This window comes from Acuticoccus kandeliae, assembly GCF_003073115.1.
Genome location: NZ_QBBV01000002.1, coordinates 1,095,732 through 1,118,425 on the forward strand (window position 1 = coordinate 1,095,732; position 22,694 = coordinate 1,118,425).

The following is a 22,694-nucleotide window of genomic DNA, read 5'->3' on the forward strand; positions in this document are numbered from 1 at the left end:
GTGGAGGACGGTTCCCAAGAGGATGCGCCGAAGTCGGGTCTGACCCCGCGGCAAGCCCTGTTCAATTCGTGGCGCGCGCGTGATTTCGCGGGCGTCGTAAAGGCGTTCGAGGCGCGTCGCGTCCATGCGCCCGAGGCCTACCGGGTGACGACGCAGTCGCTGCGTCAGCTCGGCCGGGACGATGAGGCGCTCGCGACGCTGCGCGACGGGCGCGCCCTCTTCCCCGAGAACGCGACACTCGCCTTCCTCGCCGCCCAGACGGAGACCGACGAGGCCCGTGTGAAGTCGGCGGTCGACGACATCATCACGGCGAACGACCCCACCTTCCGGGGACGGGCGCGGCTGCGCCGGGCGCAGTTCGCGATCGCGGAAGGCCGCACCGACGACGCGATCGCCGATCTCGACGCCGCGGTTCAGCACGGCGAGGACGGCGAGACGGTCGACCTGGAGCGGGCCAAGGCGCTCCGCCTCAGCGCGCACATCAACGCCGGCGCCGACACCGAGACGCTGAAGGCCGACATCGCCGCCTTCGAGACGCCGTTCAGCCAGCCGGTGCAGACGATCTGCTTCCAGGAGATCGCCGCCATCGCCAACCGCGGCGACGACGCGGCGCTGCGCTCGATCGTGGACCTCCTCCTCGACCGCGACCCGACCGCGGTGCGGCTGCGCACCTACTATGTGTCGTACGCCTTCCAGCGCGCCGACACCGACCGCACGACGCTGACCAAGCACCTCGACTATCTCGCCAAGAACGAGTCGATCACCAACCCGCACCTCATCGCCCTCCACGCCGACCTCACGAGCGACGGCGACCCGCGGGCGGCGATCACGGCGATGCAGGAGGCGCTCGCGGCCAATCCGGGCGACCAGCGCCTGCGCTTCGGCCTTGCGACGAACCTGTCCAATATCGGCGACATCGACGAGGCGCTCGCCGCGTTCGACGTGATCCTCGAGGAATCGAGCGACGTGAAGCAGCGCCGCGAGGTCGCGCTCGAGGCCGCGATCACCGCGCTGAAGACCGGGTCGCAGGAGCGGGCCGACCGCTACTACGAGATGCTCGCGGAGAACCAGGCGAGCCTCACCATGGAGCAGCAGGCGATCCTGTCGCGCCTCGTCTCCCCCTCGCGGGCGAAGCGGCTCGGCGTGATCGACGACATGCCGCCCGACATGACCTTCTTCGACGGGGCGGTGCGCCTTTACAAGACGGCCGGCGACACCTGCGTGGTGTGGCCGTTCGTGGGCTTCCTGCGCGCCGAGACGCGCCGGCGCACCATCATCGACATCTGGCGCGAGCGTGGCGTGTCGGTGGTGACGGTCGACGACCCGCGGCGCCTCTCCGCGCTCGGCGGCATCGATCCGTTCTTCCCCGCCCGCACCCAGTTCAACAAGGCGCTGCACGAGCTGATCCTCGCGCAGGGCTACAAGAATCACCTCGCGGTCGGCGAGTCGCTCGCGGGCTACACGGCGATCCTCTATGGCCTGGAGACCGGCGGGCTCGGCGCCCTCTCCTTCTCGGGCGGCACGCGCATCCCGCGCCTCGAGGATCTGCCGGACGATCGCGGCCGCGCGCACCTCAGCTACCTGCGCAGCATCATCCCGGACCCGGACCTCGACCTCGCCCCGATGCTGGAGCAGCGCCCGGACTTCGTGGTGCACAACCACTACGGCTCGGGCAGCGTCGCCGACGTCGCGAGCGCGGAACGCTCGGCGTACCTGTCGAACGTGGTCAACACACCCTGGCCGCACGACAACCACGCCTCCGCCGGCTACCTGGAGCGCACCGGCCAGTTCACCCGCGTGGTGGACGAGTTCCTGTCGGACGCCCTCGCAAGCTGACGCCTTTCCCGATCCGGCCCCCGGGCCGGATCGGGGTCTCCCTGGCGCGGGTCGATGGGGCGGCGCGGCCGGTAACCAGGCGTCCAGCCGGGCCGTGCGGTGGCACCGCGGACTGTGGGCGGTGCGTGCCGAGGCCGCCAACTCGCCGTGCAGCCCGCGCCTGCACCATCCCGGAGCGCATCGCGGACGGTGCGTCGCCGTGGCAGCCCCCTCTTTCCTCACCGAGACGCCGGCGCGTTCCGTCCCCGACGAGTGCGTCGCTCACCTGCCACGAGCCCACGACGGGCAGCCGGCAGCCGCTTGCTCGTGGCCGACCTCCCTCTGCTTGTTGCCGAGGTGGCCGCCGCGGAGCCGCAGATGACGGCCTCTCCCCGAGAGTCACCGCCGGTTAGGGAGCATGGGTCCCGTCCGCCTCGCTTTTGAGCCCTTAACAGTTGCTTGAGACTGCCGGCCCCGCAGGACGTGGACGGGATCCACACCACGTCGCACACCGTCATCGGCTGCGACCTCTCGCGCGTCGTCCTCGACCTCCTCAGCCGGACGACCGCCACCTCGTCGAAGGTGGCGAACGCCCTTGAGGCGATCGCTTAGGTCATCTCTCGAACCCGATGCCCTCGTCGTATTCGAAGCGGCCAGCGACTGCGACGGGCCGCGCATCGCCACTCTGACCGAGCGCGGTCTCGCCTTCTCGGACCATTCCGCAACAGGCCCGCGACTTCGCACGGGCCACTGGCACCCTCGCCAAGACCGATCGGGTGGATACCCGGGTACTGGCACAGATGAGCTCGGTTTTCGGCCTCGCGATCACGATACCAATATCTCCAGCGGGCGCCCGTCTCTCCGATTTCCTCAGGCGTCGGGGGCCGCTGGTCGATATCCGCAAGGCCGGGACACCCCGCCACCACAACGTCGGGCAGGTGAGATCGCTGGCGAGATGATGGCGATGATCAAGCGCCTCACCCGCCACGTCGCCGAACTCGCGCGCCATGGCACGCCTCATGGACGAGGATGGGACACTCTTCTCACAAGCCCGGCTCATGCGCACCGTCCCCGGCATCGACCCGACGGTCCACGCCACTCTTCTCGGCGAACGTCCGGAGTTCGGCGCGCTCGATCGCCGTCGCATCGCCTCGTCCGCCGGGCTTGCACCGCACGTCCGGGAGAGCGGCACCTGGCGCGGGCACCCGTCGCATCGGGGGCGGTCGCAGCAAGGTTCGCGAGGCGCTCTCCATCGCAGCCATCACGGCGTCGCGACGGATTCCGAGCCTCTTTGCAATGCGCGACCGGATGCGCCCGGAGGGCCAGGCGCGAAGACCATCCTCATCGCCCTCGCCCGCCAACGTCTTGTCACCCACCACGCGATGGAGCGCAACGGGAAGCCGATCGCGACATGACCCGACAACACAGTTGCCCCAACACGCCGGCAACGATCCCATTGGGCAACCATCCGCATTCAGCGCAGAGCTTCACCCGCGGCGTCCGAAACGGCTCGCCGCATCTCGCGCGCGGGCTGGCATATCGTGACATCTGGACGGCCGACAGCGCGTCCAGGTGATCCCACCGACAACCTGTCATCTGCTCGTGGCTGTCCAACCCGACCTGCCCGACCGGCTCGTTTTCGACGACCTCACTCGACGGACAAAGCGGGCGGCTCATTCTGAGCCAATAGTGGGATTTATCTGGTCGTCGTCCTCGATCCGACCAATGCTCGACCGGCGCGCGGTAGATGCGTCCGGCAGAGCGCCTGACGCGAACTCCGTCATGCTCGACATTCTGAGGGCGATCTCGGAGGTGCCGCCCGCTCCAACCCCGTTGGCGGGCATGGAATGTCCGTCGACCCTATGTGGGGATCCGTTGATCGAATGGCCGGGGCCGGTGACAGACGGCAGACGAAGTGTCGCTCTATCGCAAACCTCGCCTCTGGTCCGACGCGAAGTGCGATTGAGAACCCGAGCCCGGCTGGGGCGATCCGACCTAACTATCGGGTGGGCCCGTTGACCGCGTCGCCGAGCATAGACTTTCCGCCGACCCTACGCGGGGTATCGATGATCGAATGGCCGAGGCCGCAGACAGACGGCAGATGACGTGCCGCTCTCACTGGCAAAGTACACCCAGGGGGCGACGCGAAGGGCGGTTGATGAACCGACCGCGGCTGGGGCGATCGGACCCGCATTTGCGTGCGTGCGACGCCTTGCCAATCGCCCGCGAACGCGGCCCAATCGACCGCGCCGCATGGCGAGCCCGGATCTCCAAGTGCGGACGATCGCAGACCTTCCTCCAGCCTGCTCGGAACGCCCGAATCCGTCCTCATACGATGGCAAGGCCCGCCATTGCGGGTGCCTCGCTTCCCCTCACTCGCGCGCCGCCGTCTGCCGCGGGTCGGGCCGCGACGATATGAGGGAGGGCGGCGGGTCGGGGCCGGGGAAAGAATGGCCGGGTCGTCCCTGCGGATCGGGGTCGCGTGTCGGGGCGGCGGCACGGCTCGATGGGTGCGTGGGCGGGCGGATTGATCGCGTGAGGCGTTGGAGGTCGGGGCTGTGAACTGGAACGAGGCGATCGACAATTATTGCGAGCGGCTCGGGCCGGAATTCTGGGCGGAGCCCTGGAATGCGGTGACCAATGCGGCGTTCGTGATCGCGGCGATCATCGCGATCGTCGTCGCGCACCGGCGGGGGCGGCTCGACCCGGCGATCTGGGTGCTGATCACCATCACCGCGCTCGTCGGGGTCGGGTCGTTCCTGTTTCACACCTTTGCGACACGGTGGGCGGTGATGGCCGACGTCATCCCAATCCAGCTCTTCATCCTCGCCTATTTCGTCCTTGCGGTGCGACGGTTCGCGGGGATGGCGTGGTGGGGCGCGGGGCTCGCGACGGTCGGCTTCGTGGCATTCTCCATCGTGGGCGGACGGGTGCTCGACCCGGTCCTCGGGCCGGTCCTCAACGGGTCGGAGGGTTATCTGCCGCCACTCGCCGCGCTCTTCGTGGTGGGGTTTGCGATCCGCGCCACCGTCCACAAATCGGCCGGGACCGCGCTGATGATCGCCGGGTGCATCTTCGCCCTCTCCCTCACCTTCCGCACGGTGGACATGGCCGTCTGCCCCACCTTCCCACGCGGCACCCACTTCCTGTGGCACACGCTGAACGGCGTGCTCCTCGGCTATCTGATGATCGCGATGGCGCGGTTTGGGCGCTTGCGTGGACGCGAGGGCGTCGCGGGCTGACCCGTGCGAGGAGCCCGGGAGCACGTCGCCGCGCCGGGTCGGAAATCACAGGCGGATCGCCTGAAGCACCGCGGTAAGCCATCCGTCCCGCCGCAACAGCGCCAGCGCGGGGCGGTGGAGATCCCCGTACCGCCGTCGGGAGCGCCGCGGCAGCACCGTAGATGCTGCGGCCGCAGTGCCATGCGGCACGAGCGTGCGCGGCAGGTGCATCGCCGCAGCGTCAGGATAACGGCACCAGCGCCGGAAGCCCCGCGACGGCAGCGCCGCGACCGCGTCCGCGCGAGAGGCAGAAGCGCCAGCACTGTCCGGGCCGTCTAAGAAGCGGAGGGATGACCGGCGCACGGTCAGGGCTCCGGCAAGATTGCGGAGGCGCCGCGCCGGAATGCCCTAGGTGACGCCGCCGCGGCAGCGCCCCGTCAGTAGTGGCGCAGCAGGGCCGTCAGGCGGCCCTGGATGCGGACGCGGTCGGCGCCGAAGATCCGGGTCTCGTATTGCGGGTTGGCCGCCTCCAGCGCGATCGTGTTGCCGCGCTTGCGCAGGCGCTTCAGCGTCGCCTCCTCGTCGTCGATCAGGGCGACCACGATCTCGCCCGTCTCGGCGCGGTCGGTCCGCTTGATGACCACCGTGTCCCCGTCGAGGATGCCGACATCGACCATCGAGTCGCCGCGGACCTCCAGCGCGAAATGCTCGCCAGGGCCCAGCATGTCGGCCGGGAGGTGGATCGCGTGGCTCTTCTGCTGGATCGCCTCGATCGGCACGCCGGCGGCGATGCGGCCCATCATCGGGACGTCCACAATGTCCTGCGCGGCGGTGACCGGGCGCAGCGGGGGGCGCTTGAAGCTCGGCGTGACGGGTTCGCGCGGGGGGTGGTTCGACCCCTCGATCACCGACGGCGAGAAGCCCTTGAGGCGGGGCGGCGGGGCGGGCTGTGCGCCGACCGAGTCGGGCAGGCGCAGCACCTCGAGCGCGCGGGCCCGGTTCGGCAGGCGGCGGATAAAGCCGCGCTCTTCCAGCGCGGTGATGAGGCGGTGGATGCCGGACTTCGACTTGAGGTCCAGCGCGTCCTTCATCTCCTCGAACGAGGGGGGGACGCCCGTGGCGCTCATCCGCTGATGGATGAACATCAGGAGATCGTATTGCTTCTTGGTCAGCATATGCGACTTCCGGTCTCCGCAGGGCGTGTGCGCCGCGCCGTCATGTTAGCGAATCGTTTCCGACGAATCGGTGAACACTTTATACACGTTCGTCGTGTGTTCTACAACCCACGGCAAACCGGAACATAGAGTGTCTCAGGCAGGCGCTACAGGCGAATGTACTGACAGGGCTCGCCAAGTTCGGCCGGGGGGGCGTGCGGCTCGCGCACGAGCAGCGCGTCGGCGTGCGACAGGATCGACAGCATGGACGAATCCTGCACGTCAAACGGGATGATTCGTCCGCCGTCGAGCCGTGCGCGCATGTGGTCGCGGCGCGGGCCGTTCTGGCCGACCGCCGCGCCGAGGACCCCCGTCTCGACGCGCGGACCGGGTGACGCGGCACCCTGCATCGCCTCGATGAGGGGGAGGAGAAAGAGCACCGCGCAGACGACGCCCGAGACCGGATTGCCCGGCAGGCCGAGCACCAGCGGGTCGGAGGCGAACATCAGCGGCTTGCCGGGACGCACCGCGACGCGCCAGAAATCGAGGCCGATGCCGAGATCGCCGAGCGCGGGCTTCACGAGATCATGGTCGCCGACCGAGGCGCCGCCGAGGGTGACGAGGATGTCGGCCCGGTCCAGCGCCTCGCGCGCGCGGCGCGCGATCTCGGCTTGAATGTCGGGCGCGATGCCGAGATCGATGCTCTCCCCGCCCACGGACGCCACCATCGCGGCGAGCGTCGGCGTGACGGAGGCGACGATCTGGTCGGGACCGGTCGGAGAGCCGGGCGGGACGAGTTCGTCCCCCGTCGCGAGGAAGGCGATCTTCGGGCGACGGCCGACCGTGAGGGTCGCGTGTCCCCCTGCCCCGGCGAGCGCCAGATGGCGCGGCTGGAGCCGCGTGCCGGCGGGGAACAGCGTCTCGCCCGCGGCAAAATCGAGGCCCATGCGGCGGATATTGTCGCCGGGGGAGACGCGCTCGGCGGTCGACAGCCTGTCGCCCTCGACGACGGCGTCCTCCTGGATGAGAACGCTGTCGGCCTCGTCCGGCACGGGTGCGCCGGTGAAGATGCGCACCGCCTCGCCCGCGCCGAGCGGCGCGCCATAGCGCCGCCCCGCCGCCGATTGGCCGACGACGCGCACGGGGCCGGCCGCGATCTCGGCCGCGCGGACCGCGTACCCGTCCATGGCGGAGGAGGAGAAAGGCGGCTGCGTCCGTTCCGCGACCACCGGCGCGCGCAGGACACGCCCGCACGCCTCGGCGAGCGGAACGCTCTCGGTCTCCAGGACCGGCGCCGCCGCGAGAAGCCGCGCGCGCGCCTCGTCGACGCTGATCATGGGGCGCGCCAGTCTCCCGACCGGCCGCCCGACTTCTCCAGAAGCCGGATCGGGCCGATCGTCATGCCGCGGTCGATGGCCTTCGCCATGTCGTAGAGGGTGAGGCAGGCCGCGCTCACGGCGGTCAGCGCCTCCATCTCGACGCCGGTCTTGCCGTGCGTCTTCGCCCGCGCGGTGACGCGGTAGCCGGGGAGCGTCGAGACCGGGGTCAGCTCCACGCTCACCCCGTCGATCGGGATCGGGTGGCAGAGCGGGATGATGTCGGCGGTGCGCTTGGCGGCCATGATGCCGGCGATCCGCGCGACGCCGACGACGTCGCCCTTCTTGATGTTGCCCGCCTCGATCGCGGCAAGGGTCCCGGCGTCCATCGTCACGAACCCCTCCGCCAGCGCCTCGCGCCCGGTGTCCGCCTTGGCGCCGACATCTACCATGTGGGCCGCGCCCCGCACGTCGAGATGGGTCAGCAGCGTGCCGAGGAGCGCGCGCGTCGCGGCCGTCACGTCCTCCTGGCGCATGAGGCTCTCGCCGACGAGGAAGGCCCGCGCGCCGGAGCCCTGGAGGCGCTGCACGTCGGCGTTCGAGGCGATGCCCGATTCGGAGATGAGGATCGCGCCGTCCGGCACCATCGGGGCAAGGCGCTCGGTGACGGCGATGTCGGTGCGGAACGTGCGCAGGTCACGGTTGTTGACGCCGATGAGCGGCGAGCCGAGCTTCAGCGCCCGCTCCATGTCGCGCTCGTCATGCACCTCGAGAAGCGCGGCCATGCCGACATCGCGCGCGGTCTCGACGAGGGTGTAGGCGGTCTCGTCGTCGACGGCGGTCATGATGACGAGGATGCAGTCCGCACCCCAGACGCGCGACTGCCACACCTGCTCGCGCACATAGAGGAAGTCCTTGCGCAGGACCGGCAGCGAGACGGCCGAGCGCGCGGCGGCGAGATAGTCGGGGCTGCCCTGGAAGGACGGCGCGTCGGTGAGGACGGAGAGGCACGTCGCCCCGCCATCGGCGTAGGCGCGCGCGAGGGCCGGCGGGTCGAAATCGGCGCGGATCAGGCCCTTCGACGGGCTCGCCTTCTTGATCTCGGCGATGAGGCCGGGGCGGCCCTGCTGCGTCGCGTTGCGCAGCGCCGCGACGAAATCGCGGGCGGGCGCGGCGGCCTCGGCCCGGTGACGCCACTGCGCCGCGTCCTCGACGAGACGGGCGGCGCGGATCTCCTCGCGCTTGTAGGCCTCGATCTTGGCGAGGATGTCGGGCGGCGCGGTGTCCATCAGGGGGCCACCGCCTGGGAGACGGCGACGAGCGACTTGAGGCGCTGGGCGGCGCTCCCATCGTCGAGCAGCGCCTCCGCCAGCGTTACGCCCTCGCCGAGCGTCTCGACCTTCTCGGCGACGACGAGCGCGCCGGCGGCGTTGAGGCAGGCGATGTCGCGATAGGCGCTCTTCTTGCCGGCGAGGACATCGCGCAACGCGGCGGCGTTGTGCTCCGCGTCGGCGCCGATGAGGTCTTCCGGCTTGGAGATGGGGAGGCCCACATCGCCCGGATCGACGGTGAAGGTGCGCACCGCGCCCTCCTCCACGGCGGCGACATAGGTCGTGCCGGTCGTCGTCATCTCGTCGAGCCCGTCGGAGCCGTGGACGACCCAGGTCCGCTCCGCGCCGAGCGTCGCCAGCACCTCGGCGAGCGGCTCCACCCACTCGCGCGCATAGACGCCGAGGAGCTGGCGCTTCACGCCTGCGGGGTTCGAGAGCGGGCCGAGGAGGTTGAAGACCGTGCGCGTGCCGAGCTCCACGCGCGCCGGGCCGACATGCTTCATCGCCGCGTGGTGGGCCGGGGCGAACATGAAGCCGATGCCCGCCTTCTCGATGCAGGCGGCGATCCCGATCGGCGACAGGTCGATCCTGACGCCGAGCGCGGAGAGCGCGTCGGCCGCGCCCGACTTCGAGGAGAGCGCGCGGTTGCCGTGCTTGGCGACCGGCACGCCCGCCGCCGCCACGATGAAGGCCGCGCAGGTCGACACGTTGTAGCTGCCCGAGGCGTCGCCGCCGGTGCCGACGATGTCGATCGCGTTCTCCGGCGCGGTGACGCGGGTCATCTTGGCGCGCATCACCTCGACCGCGCCGGCGATCTCCTCGACCGTCTCCCCGCGCACGCGCATCGCCATGAGGAGGCCGCCGATCTGGGCCGGCGTCGCCTCGCCCGACATCAGCACGCCGAACGCGCTCGCCGATTCGGTGCGCGACATTGGCGCACCGGAGGCGACCTTCGCAATGAGGGATCTCAAGTCAGACATAAGACCCCTCTTGCCGCATTGCGTTCGCGCCGTCCATCACGAGCCTTCGGAGAGGCCGATTATCTGCTGCAGAACCGGCTGGTTCACGGTGGCCCCGACCCGCGCCTGCCAGGCGGTGACGAGGTCGAAGAGCACCCCGTTCGCCATCCCGTCATTCAGCGTGGTGCGGATCTGCTGGAGGTCGGCGGCCTCGGCGAAGAAGACCGGCTCCGACACCTCGGCGACCTTGAGGATGATGTGCCGCCCGTCCTCGGCGATGACCGAGGCGGTGTGGCCGACCGGCCCCTCGAAGGCGGCCGCGGGCGCGGGCTGGGGCAGGCCTTCGGGGGGTTGGCCCTGCGAGAAGGGGGCGCTCGTCGCGACGCTCACCCCGTATTTCGCGGCGACATCGGCGAGCGACGTGCCGCCCTCCACCGCGCTCAGCGCCTCCTCGGCGATCTTGCCGAGGCGCTCGGCACGCTCGGCCGCCGTCCACGCGACGAGCACGTCGCCGGTGACCTCCTCGAAGGGGAGTTCGGCCGCCTCGACGACGCTGTCGACCTGGACCCAGGCATATTCGCCCTCGCCCGTGACGGGGGCCGCATCATCACCGATCCCGGTGTTGAAGGCGACGCTCAGCACCTGCTCGGACATCGGGATCTCGGATTGCGTGCCGTCCTCAGCCCGGCCGGCACGGTCGACGAGGTCGAATGTCGCGGTCGGCAGGTCGAAGCGCTCGGCGATCTCGGCGATGCTCGCGCCGCCGGCCACCGCGTCCTCGATATTCTCGTGGAGGGTGCGCATCTCGACCGTCGCCTCCTCGCGCGCGAGGGTGTCGCGGATCTCGGCCTCGACTTCTTCGAGCGGGCGCTTGGCGCTCGGCTCGATCGCGCCGACGCGCACCAGCACCGGGCCGAAGCGCCCGTTCACCGCCGCGGCGCCCTTCTCGGGGAGCGTGAAGGCGGCCTCGGCGACGGCCGGATCGACCAGCGAGCCGCGCTCGACGAAGCCGAGATCGACATCCTCGAAGCGGCGTTCGAGCTCGGTCAGGATCGCGGCGAAGGCGTTGCCGTTGTTCAGCGCCTCGGCGGCCGATTCGGCGACAGACATGCTGTCGAGCATCACCTGCTGCACCTGGCGCCGCTCCGGCTTGCCGTAGGCGCCGGCGACGTCATAGGCGCGCTGCACCGCGTCGGCGCTGACGGCGTCGGGCTCGGCGATCGCGTCCGGGCTGAGGCGCACGAGCGAGAAGGTGCGCCGCTCGGGCGAGCGGAACTCGCCCTTGTGGCCGTCATAGAAGTCGCGCAGCTCGCCCTCGGTCGGGTCCTCGATCACGTCGAGAACGCTGGCATCGAGCGCGAACCATTCCACCGTGCGCGTCTGGTTGGCGTAGCGGTTGAAGGCTTCGAGATAGGGGAGCGGCGCCGTGACGCCGCCGATGAGACCGTTCACCCACATCTCCTGCGCGGCGGCGTCGCGCTGGATTTCGATGAACTCGGCCTCGGAATAGCCATTGTCGGCCATCAGACGGTTGAAGCGGTTGCGGTCGAACGCGCCGTTGGCGCCGGCGAAGGCCGGATTGTCGCGGATGCGTTCGGCGAGCGCCTCGTCGGTCAGGTCGACGCCGAGCGCGTGGGCCGCGTCGACCTGGAGCGCGTCGGTGACGAGCGACTGGAGGACCTGCTGCGGGAGGCCGAAGGCCTGGGCCTGCTGCGGGGTGAGGCTGGTGCCGAGCTGCTGGGACAGGCGGTTGCTCTGCATCTGGTAGACGCGGGCAAATTCCTGCGCGCTGACGGATGTGTCACCGGCGCGTGCAACCTCCGACGGGTTGATCTGGTTGACGAAGTCGGAGATCCCCCAGACGGCGAAGGACAGGATCAAAAGCGCGATGAGGATCTTCGCAAAGATCCCTTTGGCGCCGCGGCGGAGTGCTTCGAGCATAATGGACTAAGGCTTGCCGTGGTTGATATGGGGGCGGACCGGCTTGGCCAACGCCGCCGGATGATAGGTAGCGGGCGGTGTGCTCGCAAGGCACGGCAGGAAAGGGCACGGGATGCTGATTGCTGGCAACTGGAAAATGAACGGTGACCCGTCCTCCTTGGAGGAATTCGGCCGCATGATCGCCCGCGCGCCCGAGGCTGCGGCCAAAGGTGTCGACCTCGTCGTGTGCCCGCCCGCCGTGCTGATCGCCAAATGCGCCGACCGGGCGACCGTCTCGATGATCGCCGTCGGCGGCCAGGATTGCCACCCCGACCCGAGCGGCGCCCACACGGGCGACATTTCCGCCGAGATGCTCGCCGCCTGCGGCGCGCGCTACGTGATCGTCGGCCATTCGGAGCGCCGCACCGACCATGGCGAGACCGACGCGCTCGTCGCGAAAAAGGCCGAGGCGGCGCAGCGGGGCGGCCTCGTCGCGATCGTGTGCGTTGGCGAGACCGAGGCCGAGCGCGACGCGGGCGACGCGCTCGCCGTCGTGAAGCGGCAGATCGAGGGGTCGCTGCCCGCGACGCTCGACCCCGCCGGCCTCGTCCTCGCCTATGAGCCCGTCTGGGCGATCGGCACCGGCAAGACGCCCTCGATCGACGACATCGCCGAGATGCACGCCCACATCCGCGCCCTCCTCGAATCGCGCTTCCCCGCCGTCCCGGTCCTCATCCTCTATGGCGGCTCGGTGAAGCCCGGCAACGCGGCCGAGATCCTGGCGGTGGACAATGTCGACGGCGCCCTCGTCGGCGGCGCGAGCCTCAAGGCGGACGATTTTCTCGGCATCGCGCTCGCCGCGCCGAATCACGGCTGATCGGCCGCCTTGTCGAGGAGATCGCGCACGGCCCGCAGGAGCTGGGTCGGCATGAACGGCTTCAGCACATAGCCGCGCGTGGCGCTCCCGACGCTTTCGAGCGCCTCCATATTCTCCGAATAGCCGGTCATCAGGAGGAGCTTCATCTGCGGATAGGCGCCGTCGAGCCAGGCCGCGAGCTCCTGCCCGCTCATCTGCGGCATCACGATGTCGCTGAGCACGAGGTCGATCGTGTCGGCCTCCCGCAGGATGATGCGCTGCGCCTGCTCGCCGTTGGAGGCGGTGAGGACGGTGAATCCGGCGGAGGTCAGCGTCTGGCACACGGCCGCCGAGACCGCGGGATCGTCGTCCACGACGAGGATCGTCTCGGTCCCGCGCGGGCGCGTCGCGAAATCGCCGATCTTGATCTCGGCGCCCGGCGCCTCCTCGGCGCGCGGCAACAGGACGGTGAAGACCGACCCCTCGCCGAGGACGCTCTCCACCGAGAGGTCGCCCCCGGCCCGCGCCACGATCGAGTAGCAGATCGAGAGGCCGAGCCCGCTCCCCGCCCCGACCGGTCGCGTCGTGAAGAAGGGGTCGAAGATACGCGCCAGATTCGTCGGCGCGATCCCCGTTCCATCGTCGGTGACGCGCAGGCGCACATAGTCGCCCGGCAGCGCCCGCCCCTTCGGCCGCTCCAGCGTGGCGTTCGAGATGTCGACGAGGAGGCGTCCCCCGTCCGGCATCGCGTGCTTGGCGTTCAGCATCAGGTTCATCAGCATCTGGTCGAGCTCGTTGGGGTCGGCCCAGATCGGCCACACCCCCTCCTCGGCCGGCAGGAAGACGAACTCGATGTCCTTCGGGAAGCTGCGGCGCAGCATGTTGTAGAGGCGGAAGACGGCGTCGTTCGGGTCGAGCACCAGCGGGCGCGAGGGTTGGCGGCGGGAGAAGACGAGGAGCTGGCGCGTGAGGTGCCGCGCGCGCTCGGCCGCCGAATCGATGCGCTGCGCCATCTCGCGCCGCGGATCCCCCTCCTCGCACGCGTCGATCAGGAACTCGGTGTTGCCCATGATGACGACGAGGAGATTGTTGAAGTCGTGCGCGATGCCGCCGGCGAGGATGCCGACCGCCTCCATCTTCTGCGCCTCGCGGAGCTGGTCGGACAGGATCCGGTTCTCGGTGACGTCGCGGATCGAGGCGAGGATCGCCGGCTCGCCCTGCCACTCGATGTCGGCGACGCGCATCTCCGCCGTCACCGGATGGCCGTGGCCGAGGATCTCGATCTCCGAGGTCGTGCCCTGCTCGATCGAGAAGCCGAGCCAGTCGCCGACCAGCGTATCGCCGGAGGGGGCGAAGAGCTGCGACGCCGCCTCGTTCACGTAGCGGACCTTGCCGTGGCGGTCGACGACGATCACGGCATCGGGGTTGGCGTCGATGAGCTGGCGGACCTGGCGGTGCGCCTCCTGGGCGCGGAAGCGCTCGACCGCGTAGAGGATGCAGCGGGCGAGGAAGTGCGCGTCCGGCTCGTTCTTCCAGATATATTCCTGCGCGCCGTGGCGCAGCACCTCGTCGCGCAGGCCAAGCGGATTGGCCCCCGACACGACCACCACCGGGATGCGCGGGAAATCCTCGCGCAAGGCGATCAGCGTATCGATGCCCCGGCTGTCGGGCAGGTTGAGGTCGAGGATGACGGCGTCGAAATCGTTCTGCCGCAGCAGCGACAGCGCGTTGCGCAGCGAGCCCGCCGTCGTCGTCTCGAAGGGGACGAAGTTGGCCGTCTCCAGGATCGCCTCGGTGAGGGCGGCATCTGCCGGATTGTCCTCGACGAGGAGCAGGTTGCAGATCTCACCGGTCGCTTCCATGGAGCGGCGGGATGTCAGGCTTCCGGGCGAGGCGCGTCAAACATACGGTCGAGGCGCTCCGCTTCGGAGGAGAAGCTGTAGGTGGGCATGCCGGACAGGATGCCGGTGACGCCCTTGAACGGCGTCTTGATGTGCATCCCGCTCCCGTCGATCACGTATTCGCGGATTTCCTTCTCGTGCCATGTGCCGCGCATCTTCAGCACCGTCAGCCCGCGCCGCATCTCGCCGAAGAGCTCGACATAGCGCAGCAGGATGATCGTGTCGGTGATGGTGGAGATGTGCGTCTCGGTGATCGATTCGCCGCCCACCAGCATCGAGGTGGTGTTGGTGAAGAGCCCCGTCGTCTCGAGGAGCTTGATGTGGCTCGTGAGGCCGATCACGAACTCGCGGAAGGATTTCGCCGTGGACACGCGCTCATAGGCCGACATGCTGTCGACCGCGACGCGGTGCGGTTTGAACGCCTGGATGTCCCGCTTCATCTGGATGAGATGGTCTTCGAGACCCATCACCTCCGGATAGCGGCAGATGATGCGCAGGAGCCCGTCCTGCTCGGCCTTCTCGAAGTCGACGCCCCAGGCGATGGCGTTGCGCGTCAGCTGCTCGCGGCTTTCCTCCGCGCCGAAGAGGAGGACCTTCTCCTGCGCCTTCATCGCCGCCTTCACATACTCGGTCACCATCAGCGTCTTGCCGGTGCCGGTCGCGCCGCTGACGAGGATGATCGAGTCGCGATACATGCCCCCGCCGCACATCCGGTCGAGCTCCTCGACACCGGAGGAAACGCGCACGACGGACGATTTCTGCTGCAGCTCCGTCGCCGAGAGCGGGATCACCGTCACCCCGTCATCGGCGTCGATGGTGAAGGGATATTCGCCCTTCTGGTGCGTCGCGCCGCGGAATTTCAGGATCTCGATCGTGCGGCGCCGCTTCTCGTGCTCGAGGCGGTTGCGCACGACGAGCACATTGTCGGCGACGAACTCCTCCACCCCGAAGCGGCCAACCGCCCCCTCCTCCTCCGTCCGCTCCATGTTGACGAGCGTCGTCACCCCGAGACGGCGCAGGCCCGCGAGGATGCGGTGCAGCTCGCGCCGGACGACGTTCGCGTCGGTGAACTGGGGGAAGAGCGCGCCGACCGCGTCGAGGATCACGCGCTGCGCGCCGACGCGGCGCACCGCCGCCTCGATCCGGGCCATCAGCGCCGACAGGTCGAACGCGCCCGCCTGCCACAGCTCCTCGCCGGGATCGGCCGTCGCGTCGACCACCGCGATCCTGTTCTCGGCGACCAGCGTGTCGAGATCCCACCCGAAGGAGGCGACGTTCAGCATCAGGTCGCTCGGCGTCTCCTCGAAGGTGACGAAGACGCCGTTCTGGTCGAACCAGCGCACCCCGGCGAGGAGGAATTGCAGCGCAAGCACCGTCTTGCCGCTGCCGGCCGTGCCCGCGATCAGGGTCGAGCGGCCCTTGGGAAGCCCGCCATTCGCAATTTCGTCAAAACCGGGAACGCCCGTCGGCAACTTCTCAAGTTCAGGATGTCGCGCTTCGCCCATCACTTTGCTCCGCCCCGTCCTCCGCCCTCGGAGATTGTCGGAACAATGTCGAGGCCAAGAAGAACCTGTTCGCGATCGCTCAAATCACCAATGATCTTCCGGACCGGCTCCGGAAGCTGTCGCACCAATGTCGGCGTCGCCATGATTTTCTCATTCTCGGCGAGACGTGGATTCTCCAGCACGTCGATCACCTCGATCTGATACCGGTCGCGCAATTCGTTTTCGCAAATTTCCTGCAGGTTTCGGATCGCCCTTTGCGAGTGGGCGGTGCGACCGGTGACATAGAGGCGTAGCCGATAACTCATGGAAAATTTCCTTCGAAGCGGCGCCGATGTCCGATTCTGTAGTAATCGACCAGTAGTCCCATCATCTCCAGCGCGAACAACCGTCCTTCTACGATGAGCGTGTGCTGTCTCTTGGCGTTGACTTCTCCCGCTGCCTCGTCGAGGGCGGCGGTGTGGACGTCGATCACGTCCTTCGGGCCCGCGCCGAGATCGCCGAGCCGCGTGACGAGATGCTCCATCGCCTCGCGCGGACGGATCTCCTCGGCCATGAGCTGGCGCACATAGGTGCGCAGGAGCCGGCCATAGCTCCCGACGCAATCGTCGAACTCGGCCGGCATCCGCGCCTTCACCGGGCCGAGCCCGAAGACGCCGGCGGTCACCGATGTCGACGAGGCGTCCGAGGCGAGGCTGCGATAGCGCGCCATCGTCTGCTGCAACTCGCGCAGCTCCGATTCGCGCTTGCGGGTGATCGCGTAGCCGATCGCGCGGCGCAGGCCATTCGGCTGCATCTCGTTCTTGAAGAGATAATCCTGCGCGCCGGCATTGATGCATTCGAGCGCGAGATCCTCGTCGGTCATGCCCGTCAGCACAAGGATCGGGATGTCGCCGATCTCGTCGCGGATGGTGCCGACGCCCTCGGTCGCGACGCTGTCTGGCAGGCGCAGGTCGAGGAGCACGACGTCGACATTCAGCGACTTCAGCGCCTTGATCGCCTCCGACATGCGCGAGACGTGGTGCACCTCATAGTGGTCGCGCGCGCTCTCGGAGAGGTAGGCGCGCACCAGCTCCGCGTCCGCCTCGTTATCCTCGATGAGGAGAAGGACGCGGGTCGCGATCGGCGGGACGTTCATGCGCGCCCTCCGGGCTCGTCATAGGGCGGCAGGCGCACGACGTTGAACCAGAAGGCCTCCAGCGTGCGCACGATGCTCTGGAAGGCGTGGAGCTCAAGCGGCTTCGTCACGTAGCAGTTCGCGCCGAGCTCGTAGCTTTCGCGCACGTCCTTGGCGGCCGAGGAGGAGGTCAGGATCACGACGGGGACGACGCGCAGATGGTCCGCCGCCCGCACGCTCGCGAGCACCTCCTTGCCGTGAAGGCGCGGCAGGTTCAGGTCGAGGACGATGAGGTCGGGCCGCCGCGCCGCGACGAAGGGGCCCCTGCGGTGGAGGAATTCGACCGCCTTCACCCCGTCCGACACGACCGAGAGGTCGACACTGATCCGGTTCTCCTCCAGCGCCTCGCGCGTCAGCTCGGCATCGGCCGGATTGTCCTCCACGAGGAGGACGCGCAGCGGCCGGTCCATGTGCTGGTGAAGGCTCATGCCGGGACCTCGCTGTGCTGCACCGCCTGGAGGGTGAAGTGGAAGGTGCTCCCCTCGCCCGGCGTCGAATCGGCCCAGATCCGGCCGCCATGCTGGCTGACGATGCGCTTGCAGATGGCGAGCCCGAGCCCGGTCCCGCCATATCTCCCGCGCTCGTGCAGGCGCTGGAACATCTCGAAGATCCGTTCCCGCTCGCCCGTCTCGAAGCCGATCCCGTTGTCGGTGAGGGAGAGGACCCACGTCTCGCCGTCCTGGTGCGCGTCGAGGTGGACGCGCGGCACGGCCTCGCCGCGGAATTTCAGCGCGTTGCTGAGGAGGTTCTGAAGGAGGCGCGTCAGCTGCGCCTGGTCGGCGAGGACGACCGGGAGGGGTCCCGCCGTCACCTCCGCCCCCGCATCCTCGATGAGGCCGGACAGCTCGGCGGCGACGATCATCCAGACGTGGCTGAGATCCACCGGCGCCAGCGGCTTCGCCTCCGAGCCGACGCGCGAATAGATCAACAGGTCGTTGATGAGCTGCTGCATGCGCTTCGCGCCGTCGACGGCGAAGTGGATATACTTGTCGGCCCGCTCGTCGAGCTGGCCCTTGTAGCGGTCGGACAGGAGCTGGGTGAAGCTCGCCACCATGCGCAGCGGCTCCTGGAGATCGTGCGAGGCGATATAGGCGAACTGCTCGAGGTCGGCGTTCGAGCGCTCGAGGTCGAGGGTGCGGCGGGCGAGCTCGCGCTCGGCCTTCTTCTTCTCGGTGATGTCGACGATCGCGGCGAGCACGAGGAGGCCCGAGCGGTGCGGGACCGGCGTCAGCCCGACCTCGATGTCGAAATGGTCCCCGTCCTTGCGCGCGCCGAGCAGCTCACGGTCGGCCCCCATCGGCCGCCGTTGGGGGGCGGCGAAGAAGCCCTCCATCAGCGTCGGATGCTGGGCGCGGATGTTTGCAGGCACCAGCATCTCTACCGGTGACCCGATAAGTTCGGATTTCGCATAGCCGAATTGGCGTTCAACCTCCCCGTTAGCCAACACGATGGCCCCGCTTCGATCCACCAATAGCATTCCGGCTGGTGACTGCTCAACCGAAAGTCGGAACATTTCCTCAGCGACCTTCCGGTCGGTGACGTTCCGCATGATGAGGGAAACCCCGATAGGCTCCCAGTCTGCGCTGAAAACCTGGGACGCGGTAACCGACAGATCGAGGAGGACGTCGACGCCCGTCTGGATTGCAATCTCTGTGTTGCCGACGAACTCGGCGGCCGTCGCGCGGCGCCGGATCTCGCACAACTCCGGGCTGAGTTCCTCCGAGATGACGGCCTCGAAGGCATGGCCGATCGCGTCTTCGGCGGGGATGCCGAAGAGCTCCGCCGCGCTCGCATTCCATTGGATGATCGTCCCGTCCATGCGCGTCGCGATGACGGCGTCGGAGGTGGTCTCGATCACCGCGACGTGCCAGCGTTCGCGCTCGATATAGGCGGCCATCGCGTTTGCGAGCACGCCGACCTCGCCCCCGCTCGTGACCGGCAGCTCGGCAGGACCGCCATCCTCGAGATCGCGCACGGCGTCGGTCATCTGCGCGATCGGGCGGGCGATCGCGCGCGACAGGAGGGCGGCGAGCACGATCGCGACGCCCGTCGCGAGCGCGGCGCCGATCAGCGCGGGCCACCCGACGGCACTCTCGGCGTTCAGCGCATGGGTCGGCACCGCCTCCACCACCCGCACCCGGGGCCCGCCCGCAAGGCGCGCCCCGGCCCAGGCGACCGCAACCTCCTGATCGTCGCCCGCAAACGCAAGCGAGGACCCCGCCCCCTCCTCCGGCACGATGGCGGCAAGGTTCGGATGGTCGTCCGCGAAGGACGCCGCGTCGCCGAGATCGAAGCCGAAATCGCGCGCCGGGTCGGGATGGAGGAGGAAGCCGCCCGTGTCGTTGAGGACGAAAAGCGTCCCGTCATCGGGCGTGCCGTCCCGGATCCGGCTCAGCATGGAGCGCATGTCGACATTGATGATGAGGAGGCCGACCCGCTCCCCGTCGAGATCGAGCGGCGCGGCGACGCGGAGCACCGGCATGTGCGGCTCTTCCACGACGCCGAACTCGCGATTGAGGTCGATCGGCGACACGTACACCCCGCCCGGCGGCAGCGCGCGTGTCGCGCTCACATAGTCGCGCGCCTCCTTGTCCTGCAGCGCGGCTAGCGGAACGACCACCGGCGTCGGGTTGGCGCCCGTGCGGTGGACACGCGCGAGCTCGCGCCCGTCGGTGCCGAGGATGCGCAACTGCAGATAGTCCGGCTTCGCGGCGAGGATCGACAGGAAGAGGTCCGAGAGGATGCCGCGCGGCGAGTCGGCCTCGTCCCCGTTCGCAGGGTCGTCACCGGCCTCGATGGATCTCAGGAAGGACTCGACGACGCGCGTGCCGCGCAACGCCTCGACGTCATACCGTATTCCGTAGGTCCGCCCGTCGATGATCGAGGCGAGCTGCTCCACGTTCGCCTGGATCCGCAGCGCGCCTTGCGGAGAGACGGCGCGGATCACGCTGGAATAGACCAGAACACCGACCGAGATCGATGTAACGAGGACCATCCCGATCAGGGATATCATCAATCGGGCTGACAAATACATCGTTCGATTTCGTCCCCTGCGGATCCAATGCCAGCTGCCGACTCCCGACTACTCTCCTCAATTCGTTTACATCCTAAGACGACAAACTGACATAACACCAATCAGAAGGTGAATCCAAGGCGTTGGGATGTGCGTTCACGCCGCACGGGAGGGGCGATGCAGCATCGCGCGCCAAGGTTGCCGCGGCCTGTGGTCGGATTCGGCACGAGACGCGCGACGGGCGCGCGGGCGGCCGCAATTTCCTCACGCTGGACTAGCAATCCGAATCATTTCTCTCTAAGATTGCATCGCCGCGATGCCACGCGGCAGCGGAATTGACCCGGCGACAGGCGATCATGGGGAAGATGCGCTGCGATGCAGATGACAAATCACGAGTTCCTCGCAGAGCAGGACAGGACGTACCTACCGGCGGAACGGATCCTCGTCGTCGAGGATGATGACGATGTGCGCGAGACCGTGCGCATGATGCTGGCGCGCGAGGGTTTCGTCGTCGAGGTCGCGGGTTCGCTGAAGGCGGCCGAGGCGATCCTCGCGAAATCGGAGGTGATGCTCGTCATCGTCGACCTTCTCCTGCGCGGAGAGGACGGGATGAAGCTCGTGCGCAACCTTGCCGGCACGCCCACCACCGGCGTCGTCATCATGTCGGGCAAGACCCATTCGACCGACCGGATCATCGGGATCGAGATCGGGGCGGACGACTACATCACGAAGCCCTTCAACAGCCGCGAGCTCGTGGCGCGGGTGAAGCGGCATGCCGCCCGCATCCGCACCATCCGGGACACGCGCGGCGGCCGCCCCGCGACGCAGCACGGCCTGCGCCTCGGCCAGTGGACGCTCGACGAGGCACGCCACGCGATGGTGAACGCGGCCGGCATCCCGGCGAACCTCTCCGATTCGGAGTTCCGGACGCTCGCCTGCCTCCTCCACCATCGCGGCTGCGTCATGACACGCGACGAGCTTTTCGCCCACGTCGTCGGCCCCTGCATCCGCGACCCGCTCGACCGCCGGATCGACGTCCACGTCTCCAGCATCCGCAAGAAGCTAAAGCTGTCGAACAATGACGGCATCCGCACGGTCCACCGCGTCGGCTACATCATCGATTGAGGCGGAGTGCGAGGGACGGGTTCCCGCCGGAGACGGCGGGGCGCGGGCGCCTGTAAGGACGTTGGATCTTCCCGTGCCGTGCGATCCGCAAAGTCCACCGCGTCGGCTGCGACTTCGATGGAGGCGGGTCGTGTTGGATGAGCGTGCTCCGGTCGGGAGCGGCGGCTGAGGGACGCGAATGCTTGTGGGCACGGCGGATCTTCGGGCGCCGCGCATTCCGCAAGGTCCATCGCGTCGGACACGCCACCGATTGCTGCGGTGCGTGGGGAACGGAGGGACCTCAGTCGACCGCGGCGACGGAGGGGCGCGGGTGCTTGTGGGCACGGTGGAACGTCGCGCGCCATGCGTTCCGCACCGCCCAACGCTCGGAGACACGATCGACTGAGGTGGCGCGCGGGGGCCGGAGGTCGCGTTGCCGTCGGACGCGTCGGTGCCGCGCGCGTGCGAGTGGGTACGGCGGGTCTTCCCGCGCCATGCACTCCGCACAGTCCCCCGCGTCGGAGACGCCATACATTCGGTCGAGGCGGTGGGACAGCCTCCCCCTGACGCCGCAGTGGATGCACGGTAGTGGACATGTGCCTTTCGGCGCCGCTGGTCTCTTCGCGCGATGCGGCGACGCGGTGGAAGCCTGGCACCTCGCGCAGGACTGGCGACGTCCGCGCGTGAAGCGCCCCGACCACGGATGCGATGCGGCGACGCCAGCGACCGGCGGCGACCGGCGGCGACCGGCGGCGACCGGCGGCGACCGCCAAGTGGAAGCACAGGCGGCGCACTTGCAAACCGGAGGCTCGCTTATAGCGGCATCGATTCTGGCTTCGCCGGAGACGGTCCCTACCGACGATGGCTTCGCGGGGACGACGTTGGCAGGTTCGCACGGCCCGGAGGCCTTGCGCTTGGGCGACCGATCGCCCCGGCGGTGTATGCGGCCTGGCCGCGGACACAGCCCATTGCGCTCGCACGCTGAAAATTCGAGCAGAGGCGCGCACGATCAGCGAAAGTCGAGGCTCGTCCGCTCACGCACGGTACAGCAACCAGCTTCGCGGCGCATCGAAACCGGCGGCGCACACGGTCCCGCGGCGGCCTGCATGCGTGCGGCGTTCGCGAGTGCGCGGCGTGCACGCAGTGGCGGTGCCGGCAGCCCGGCGGCGTCTCCGCCGTTGGCGGATGCACCCCGGTGACGCTCGCAGCACGGCGGCACGTGCCTCGACGAAGCATTGGTCCGCCGGCTTGTTCGGCGTCACGGCACGCGGCACGGCCCGCACATGAGGCTTGGGCGCGACGCGGCGCAACGGGGCGCGCGCCGCGATACCTGACGCGATCGGGTGGCGCGCCTAGCGAGTGCGACGGGGTGATCGAGCGAAACGGCGACGGCCCGACCAATGCAAAGCGACGCCGCATTCATCG

At 68.9% G+C, this 22,694-nt stretch carries 17 protein-coding genes; 6 read left to right on the top strand and 11 right to left on the bottom strand.

The features are described 5' to 3' along the window. The 4 genes from DBV35_RS17830 to DBV35_RS17840 all read left to right on the top strand — a co-directional run bounded on the left by DBV35_RS17830 (position 1) and on the right by DBV35_RS17840 (position 5,057). A complete protein-coding gene (locus tag DBV35_RS17830) occupies positions 1–1,836 on the top strand; it encodes a tetratricopeptide repeat protein (RefSeq protein WP_170134971.1) in 1,836 nt (611 codons plus the stop codon). Between the two features lie 438 nt (positions 1,837–2,274). After that, positions 2,275–2,427 carry a hypothetical protein gene (locus DBV35_RS30285; protein ID WP_157961828.1) on the top strand — a complete coding sequence of 51 codons (153 nt, stop codon included), beginning with the start codon at positions 2,275–2,277 and terminating at the stop codon, positions 2,425–2,427. Between the two features lie 446 nt (positions 2,428–2,873). Next, positions 2,874–3,230, top strand: coding sequence for a transposase (locus DBV35_RS17835; protein ID WP_157961829.1), 357 nt, complete (start codon positions 2,874–2,876; stop codon positions 3,228–3,230). Between the two features lie 1,143 nt (positions 3,231–4,373). Then, positions 4,374–5,057: a ceramidase domain-containing protein gene (locus DBV35_RS17840; protein WP_108661998.1), complete on the top strand. Its 684-nt coding sequence runs from the start codon at positions 4,374–4,376 to the stop codon at positions 5,055–5,057. Positions 5,058–5,473: 416 nt separating this feature from the next. Here the strand turns inward: DBV35_RS17840 and lexA are convergent, their stop codons facing one another. The 5 genes from lexA to DBV35_RS17865 form a co-directional block, all read right to left on the bottom strand. Continuing rightward, positions 5,474–6,211: a transcriptional repressor LexA gene (gene lexA / locus DBV35_RS17845; RefSeq protein WP_108661649.1), complete on the bottom strand. Its 738-nt coding sequence runs from the start codon at positions 6,209–6,211 to the stop codon at positions 5,474–5,476. Between the two features lie 146 nt (positions 6,212–6,357). After that, positions 6,358–7,527 (bottom strand): molybdopterin molybdotransferase MoeA, encoded by a 1,170-nt coding sequence (locus tag DBV35_RS17850; RefSeq protein WP_108661650.1) that lies wholly within the window; start codon positions 7,525–7,527, stop codon positions 6,358–6,360. After that, positions 7,524–8,795: an indole-3-glycerol phosphate synthase TrpC gene (gene trpC, locus DBV35_RS31310; RefSeq protein WP_108661651.1), complete on the bottom strand. Its 1,272-nt coding sequence runs from the start codon at positions 8,793–8,795 to the stop codon at positions 7,524–7,526. Before trpC ends, DBV35_RS17850 begins: the two co-directional genes overlap by 4 nt. Then, positions 8,795–9,817: an anthranilate phosphoribosyltransferase gene (gene trpD, locus DBV35_RS17860; protein ID WP_108661652.1), complete on the bottom strand. Its 1,023-nt coding sequence runs from the start codon at positions 9,815–9,817 to the stop codon at positions 8,795–8,797. Before trpD ends, trpC begins: the two co-directional genes overlap by 1 nt. A gap of 36 nt (positions 9,818–9,853) precedes the next feature. Then, a complete protein-coding gene (locus tag DBV35_RS17865) occupies positions 9,854–11,737 on the bottom strand; it encodes a peptidylprolyl isomerase (protein ID WP_108661653.1) in 1,884 nt (627 codons plus the stop codon). A 112-nt stretch (positions 11,738–11,849) separates the two neighbouring features. Between DBV35_RS17865 and tpiA the strand changes: the two genes are divergently transcribed. Further along, a complete protein-coding gene (tpiA, locus tag DBV35_RS17870; RefSeq protein WP_108661654.1) occupies positions 11,850–12,593 on the top strand; it encodes a triose-phosphate isomerase in 744 nt (247 codons plus the stop codon). Here the strand turns inward: tpiA and DBV35_RS17875 are convergent. The 6 genes from DBV35_RS17875 to DBV35_RS17900 are packed head-to-tail and all read right to left on the bottom strand — an operon-like array spanning position 12,584 to position 20,165. After that, positions 12,584–14,434: an ATP-binding response regulator gene (locus DBV35_RS17875; protein WP_108661655.1), complete on the bottom strand. Its 1,851-nt coding sequence runs from the start codon at positions 14,432–14,434 to the stop codon at positions 12,584–12,586. The two genes, tpiA and DBV35_RS17875, sit on opposite strands and share 10 nt — an antisense overlap. Before the next feature lie 14 nt (positions 14,435–14,448). Further along, the gene (gene kaiC, locus DBV35_RS17880; protein ID WP_108661656.1) at positions 14,449–15,978 is read right to left on the bottom strand and encodes a circadian clock protein KaiC; all 1,530 of its coding nucleotides are present in this window, start codon (positions 15,976–15,978) and stop codon (positions 14,449–14,451) included. Then, complete coding sequence (gene kaiB / locus DBV35_RS17885) at positions 15,978–16,283, bottom strand: circadian clock protein KaiB (protein ID WP_108661657.1); 306 nt, start codon at positions 16,281–16,283, stop codon at positions 15,978–15,980. Before kaiB ends, kaiC begins: the two co-directional genes overlap by 1 nt. Continuing rightward, entirely contained in the window at positions 16,280–17,113 is an 834-nt protein-coding gene (locus DBV35_RS17890; RefSeq protein WP_108661658.1) for a response regulator, read from the bottom strand. Before DBV35_RS17890 ends, kaiB begins: the two co-directional genes overlap by 4 nt. Then, positions 17,110–17,580 (bottom strand): response regulator, encoded by a 471-nt coding sequence (locus DBV35_RS17895; RefSeq protein ID WP_108661659.1) that lies wholly within the window; start codon positions 17,578–17,580, stop codon positions 17,110–17,112. Before DBV35_RS17895 ends, DBV35_RS17890 begins: the two co-directional genes overlap by 4 nt. Beyond that, positions 17,577–20,165: a PAS domain S-box protein gene (locus DBV35_RS17900; protein WP_170134972.1), complete on the bottom strand. Its 2,589-nt coding sequence runs from the start codon at positions 20,163–20,165 to the stop codon at positions 17,577–17,579. Before DBV35_RS17900 ends, DBV35_RS17895 begins: the two co-directional genes overlap by 4 nt. A 375-nt stretch (positions 20,166–20,540) precedes the next feature. Between DBV35_RS17900 and DBV35_RS17905 the strand changes: the two genes are divergently transcribed. Continuing rightward, entirely contained in the window at positions 20,541–21,290 is a 750-nt protein-coding gene (locus DBV35_RS17905) for a response regulator transcription factor (RefSeq protein WP_108661661.1), read from the top strand. The last annotated feature ends 1,404 nt before the right edge of the window (positions 21,291–22,694 follow it).

Excerpts from the sequence above, each read along its gene's own strand:
- DBV35_RS17835 (WP_157961829.1), top strand. The coding sequence starts at position 2,874 with ATGCGCACCGTCCCCGGCATCGACCCGACGGTCCACGCCACTCTTCTC.
- lexA (WP_108661649.1), bottom strand. The coding sequence starts at position 6,211 with ATGCTGACCAAGAAGCAATACGATCTCCTGATGTTCATCCATCAGCGG.
- DBV35_RS17850 (WP_108661650.1), bottom strand. The coding sequence starts at position 7,527 with ATGATCAGCGTCGACGAGGCGCGCGCGCGGCTTCTCGCGGCGGCGCCG.
- trpC (WP_108661651.1), bottom strand. The coding sequence starts at position 8,795 with ATGGACACCGCGCCGCCCGACATCCTCGCCAAGATCGAGGCCTACAAG.
- trpD (WP_108661652.1), bottom strand. The coding sequence starts at position 9,817 with ATGTCTGACTTGAGATCCCTCATTGCGAAGGTCGCCTCCGGTGCGCCA.
- DBV35_RS17865 (WP_108661653.1), bottom strand. The coding sequence starts at position 11,737 with ATGCTCGAAGCACTCCGCCGCGGCGCCAAAGGGATCTTTGCGAAGATC.
- tpiA (WP_108661654.1), top strand. The coding sequence starts at position 11,850 with ATGCTGATTGCTGGCAACTGGAAAATGAACGGTGACCCGTCCTCCTTG.
- DBV35_RS17875 (WP_108661655.1), bottom strand. The coding sequence starts at position 14,434 with ATGGAAGCGACCGGTGAGATCTGCAACCTGCTCCTCGTCGAGGACAAT.
- kaiC (WP_108661656.1), bottom strand. The coding sequence starts at position 15,978 with ATGGGCGAAGCGCGACATCCTGAACTTGAGAAGTTGCCGACGGGCGTT.
- kaiB (WP_108661657.1), bottom strand. The coding sequence starts at position 16,283 with ATGAGTTATCGGCTACGCCTCTATGTCACCGGTCGCACCGCCCACTCG.
- DBV35_RS17890 (WP_108661658.1), bottom strand. The coding sequence starts at position 17,113 with ATGAACGTCCCGCCGATCGCGACCCGCGTCCTTCTCCTCATCGAGGAT.
- DBV35_RS17895 (WP_108661659.1), bottom strand. The coding sequence starts at position 17,580 with ATGAGCCTTCACCAGCACATGGACCGGCCGCTGCGCGTCCTCCTCGTG.
- DBV35_RS17900 (WP_170134972.1), bottom strand. The coding sequence starts at position 20,165 with ATGATATCCCTGATCGGGATGGTCCTCGTTACATCGATCTCGGTCGGT.
- DBV35_RS17905 (WP_108661661.1), top strand. The coding sequence starts at position 20,541 with ATGCAGATGACAAATCACGAGTTCCTCGCAGAGCAGGACAGGACGTAC.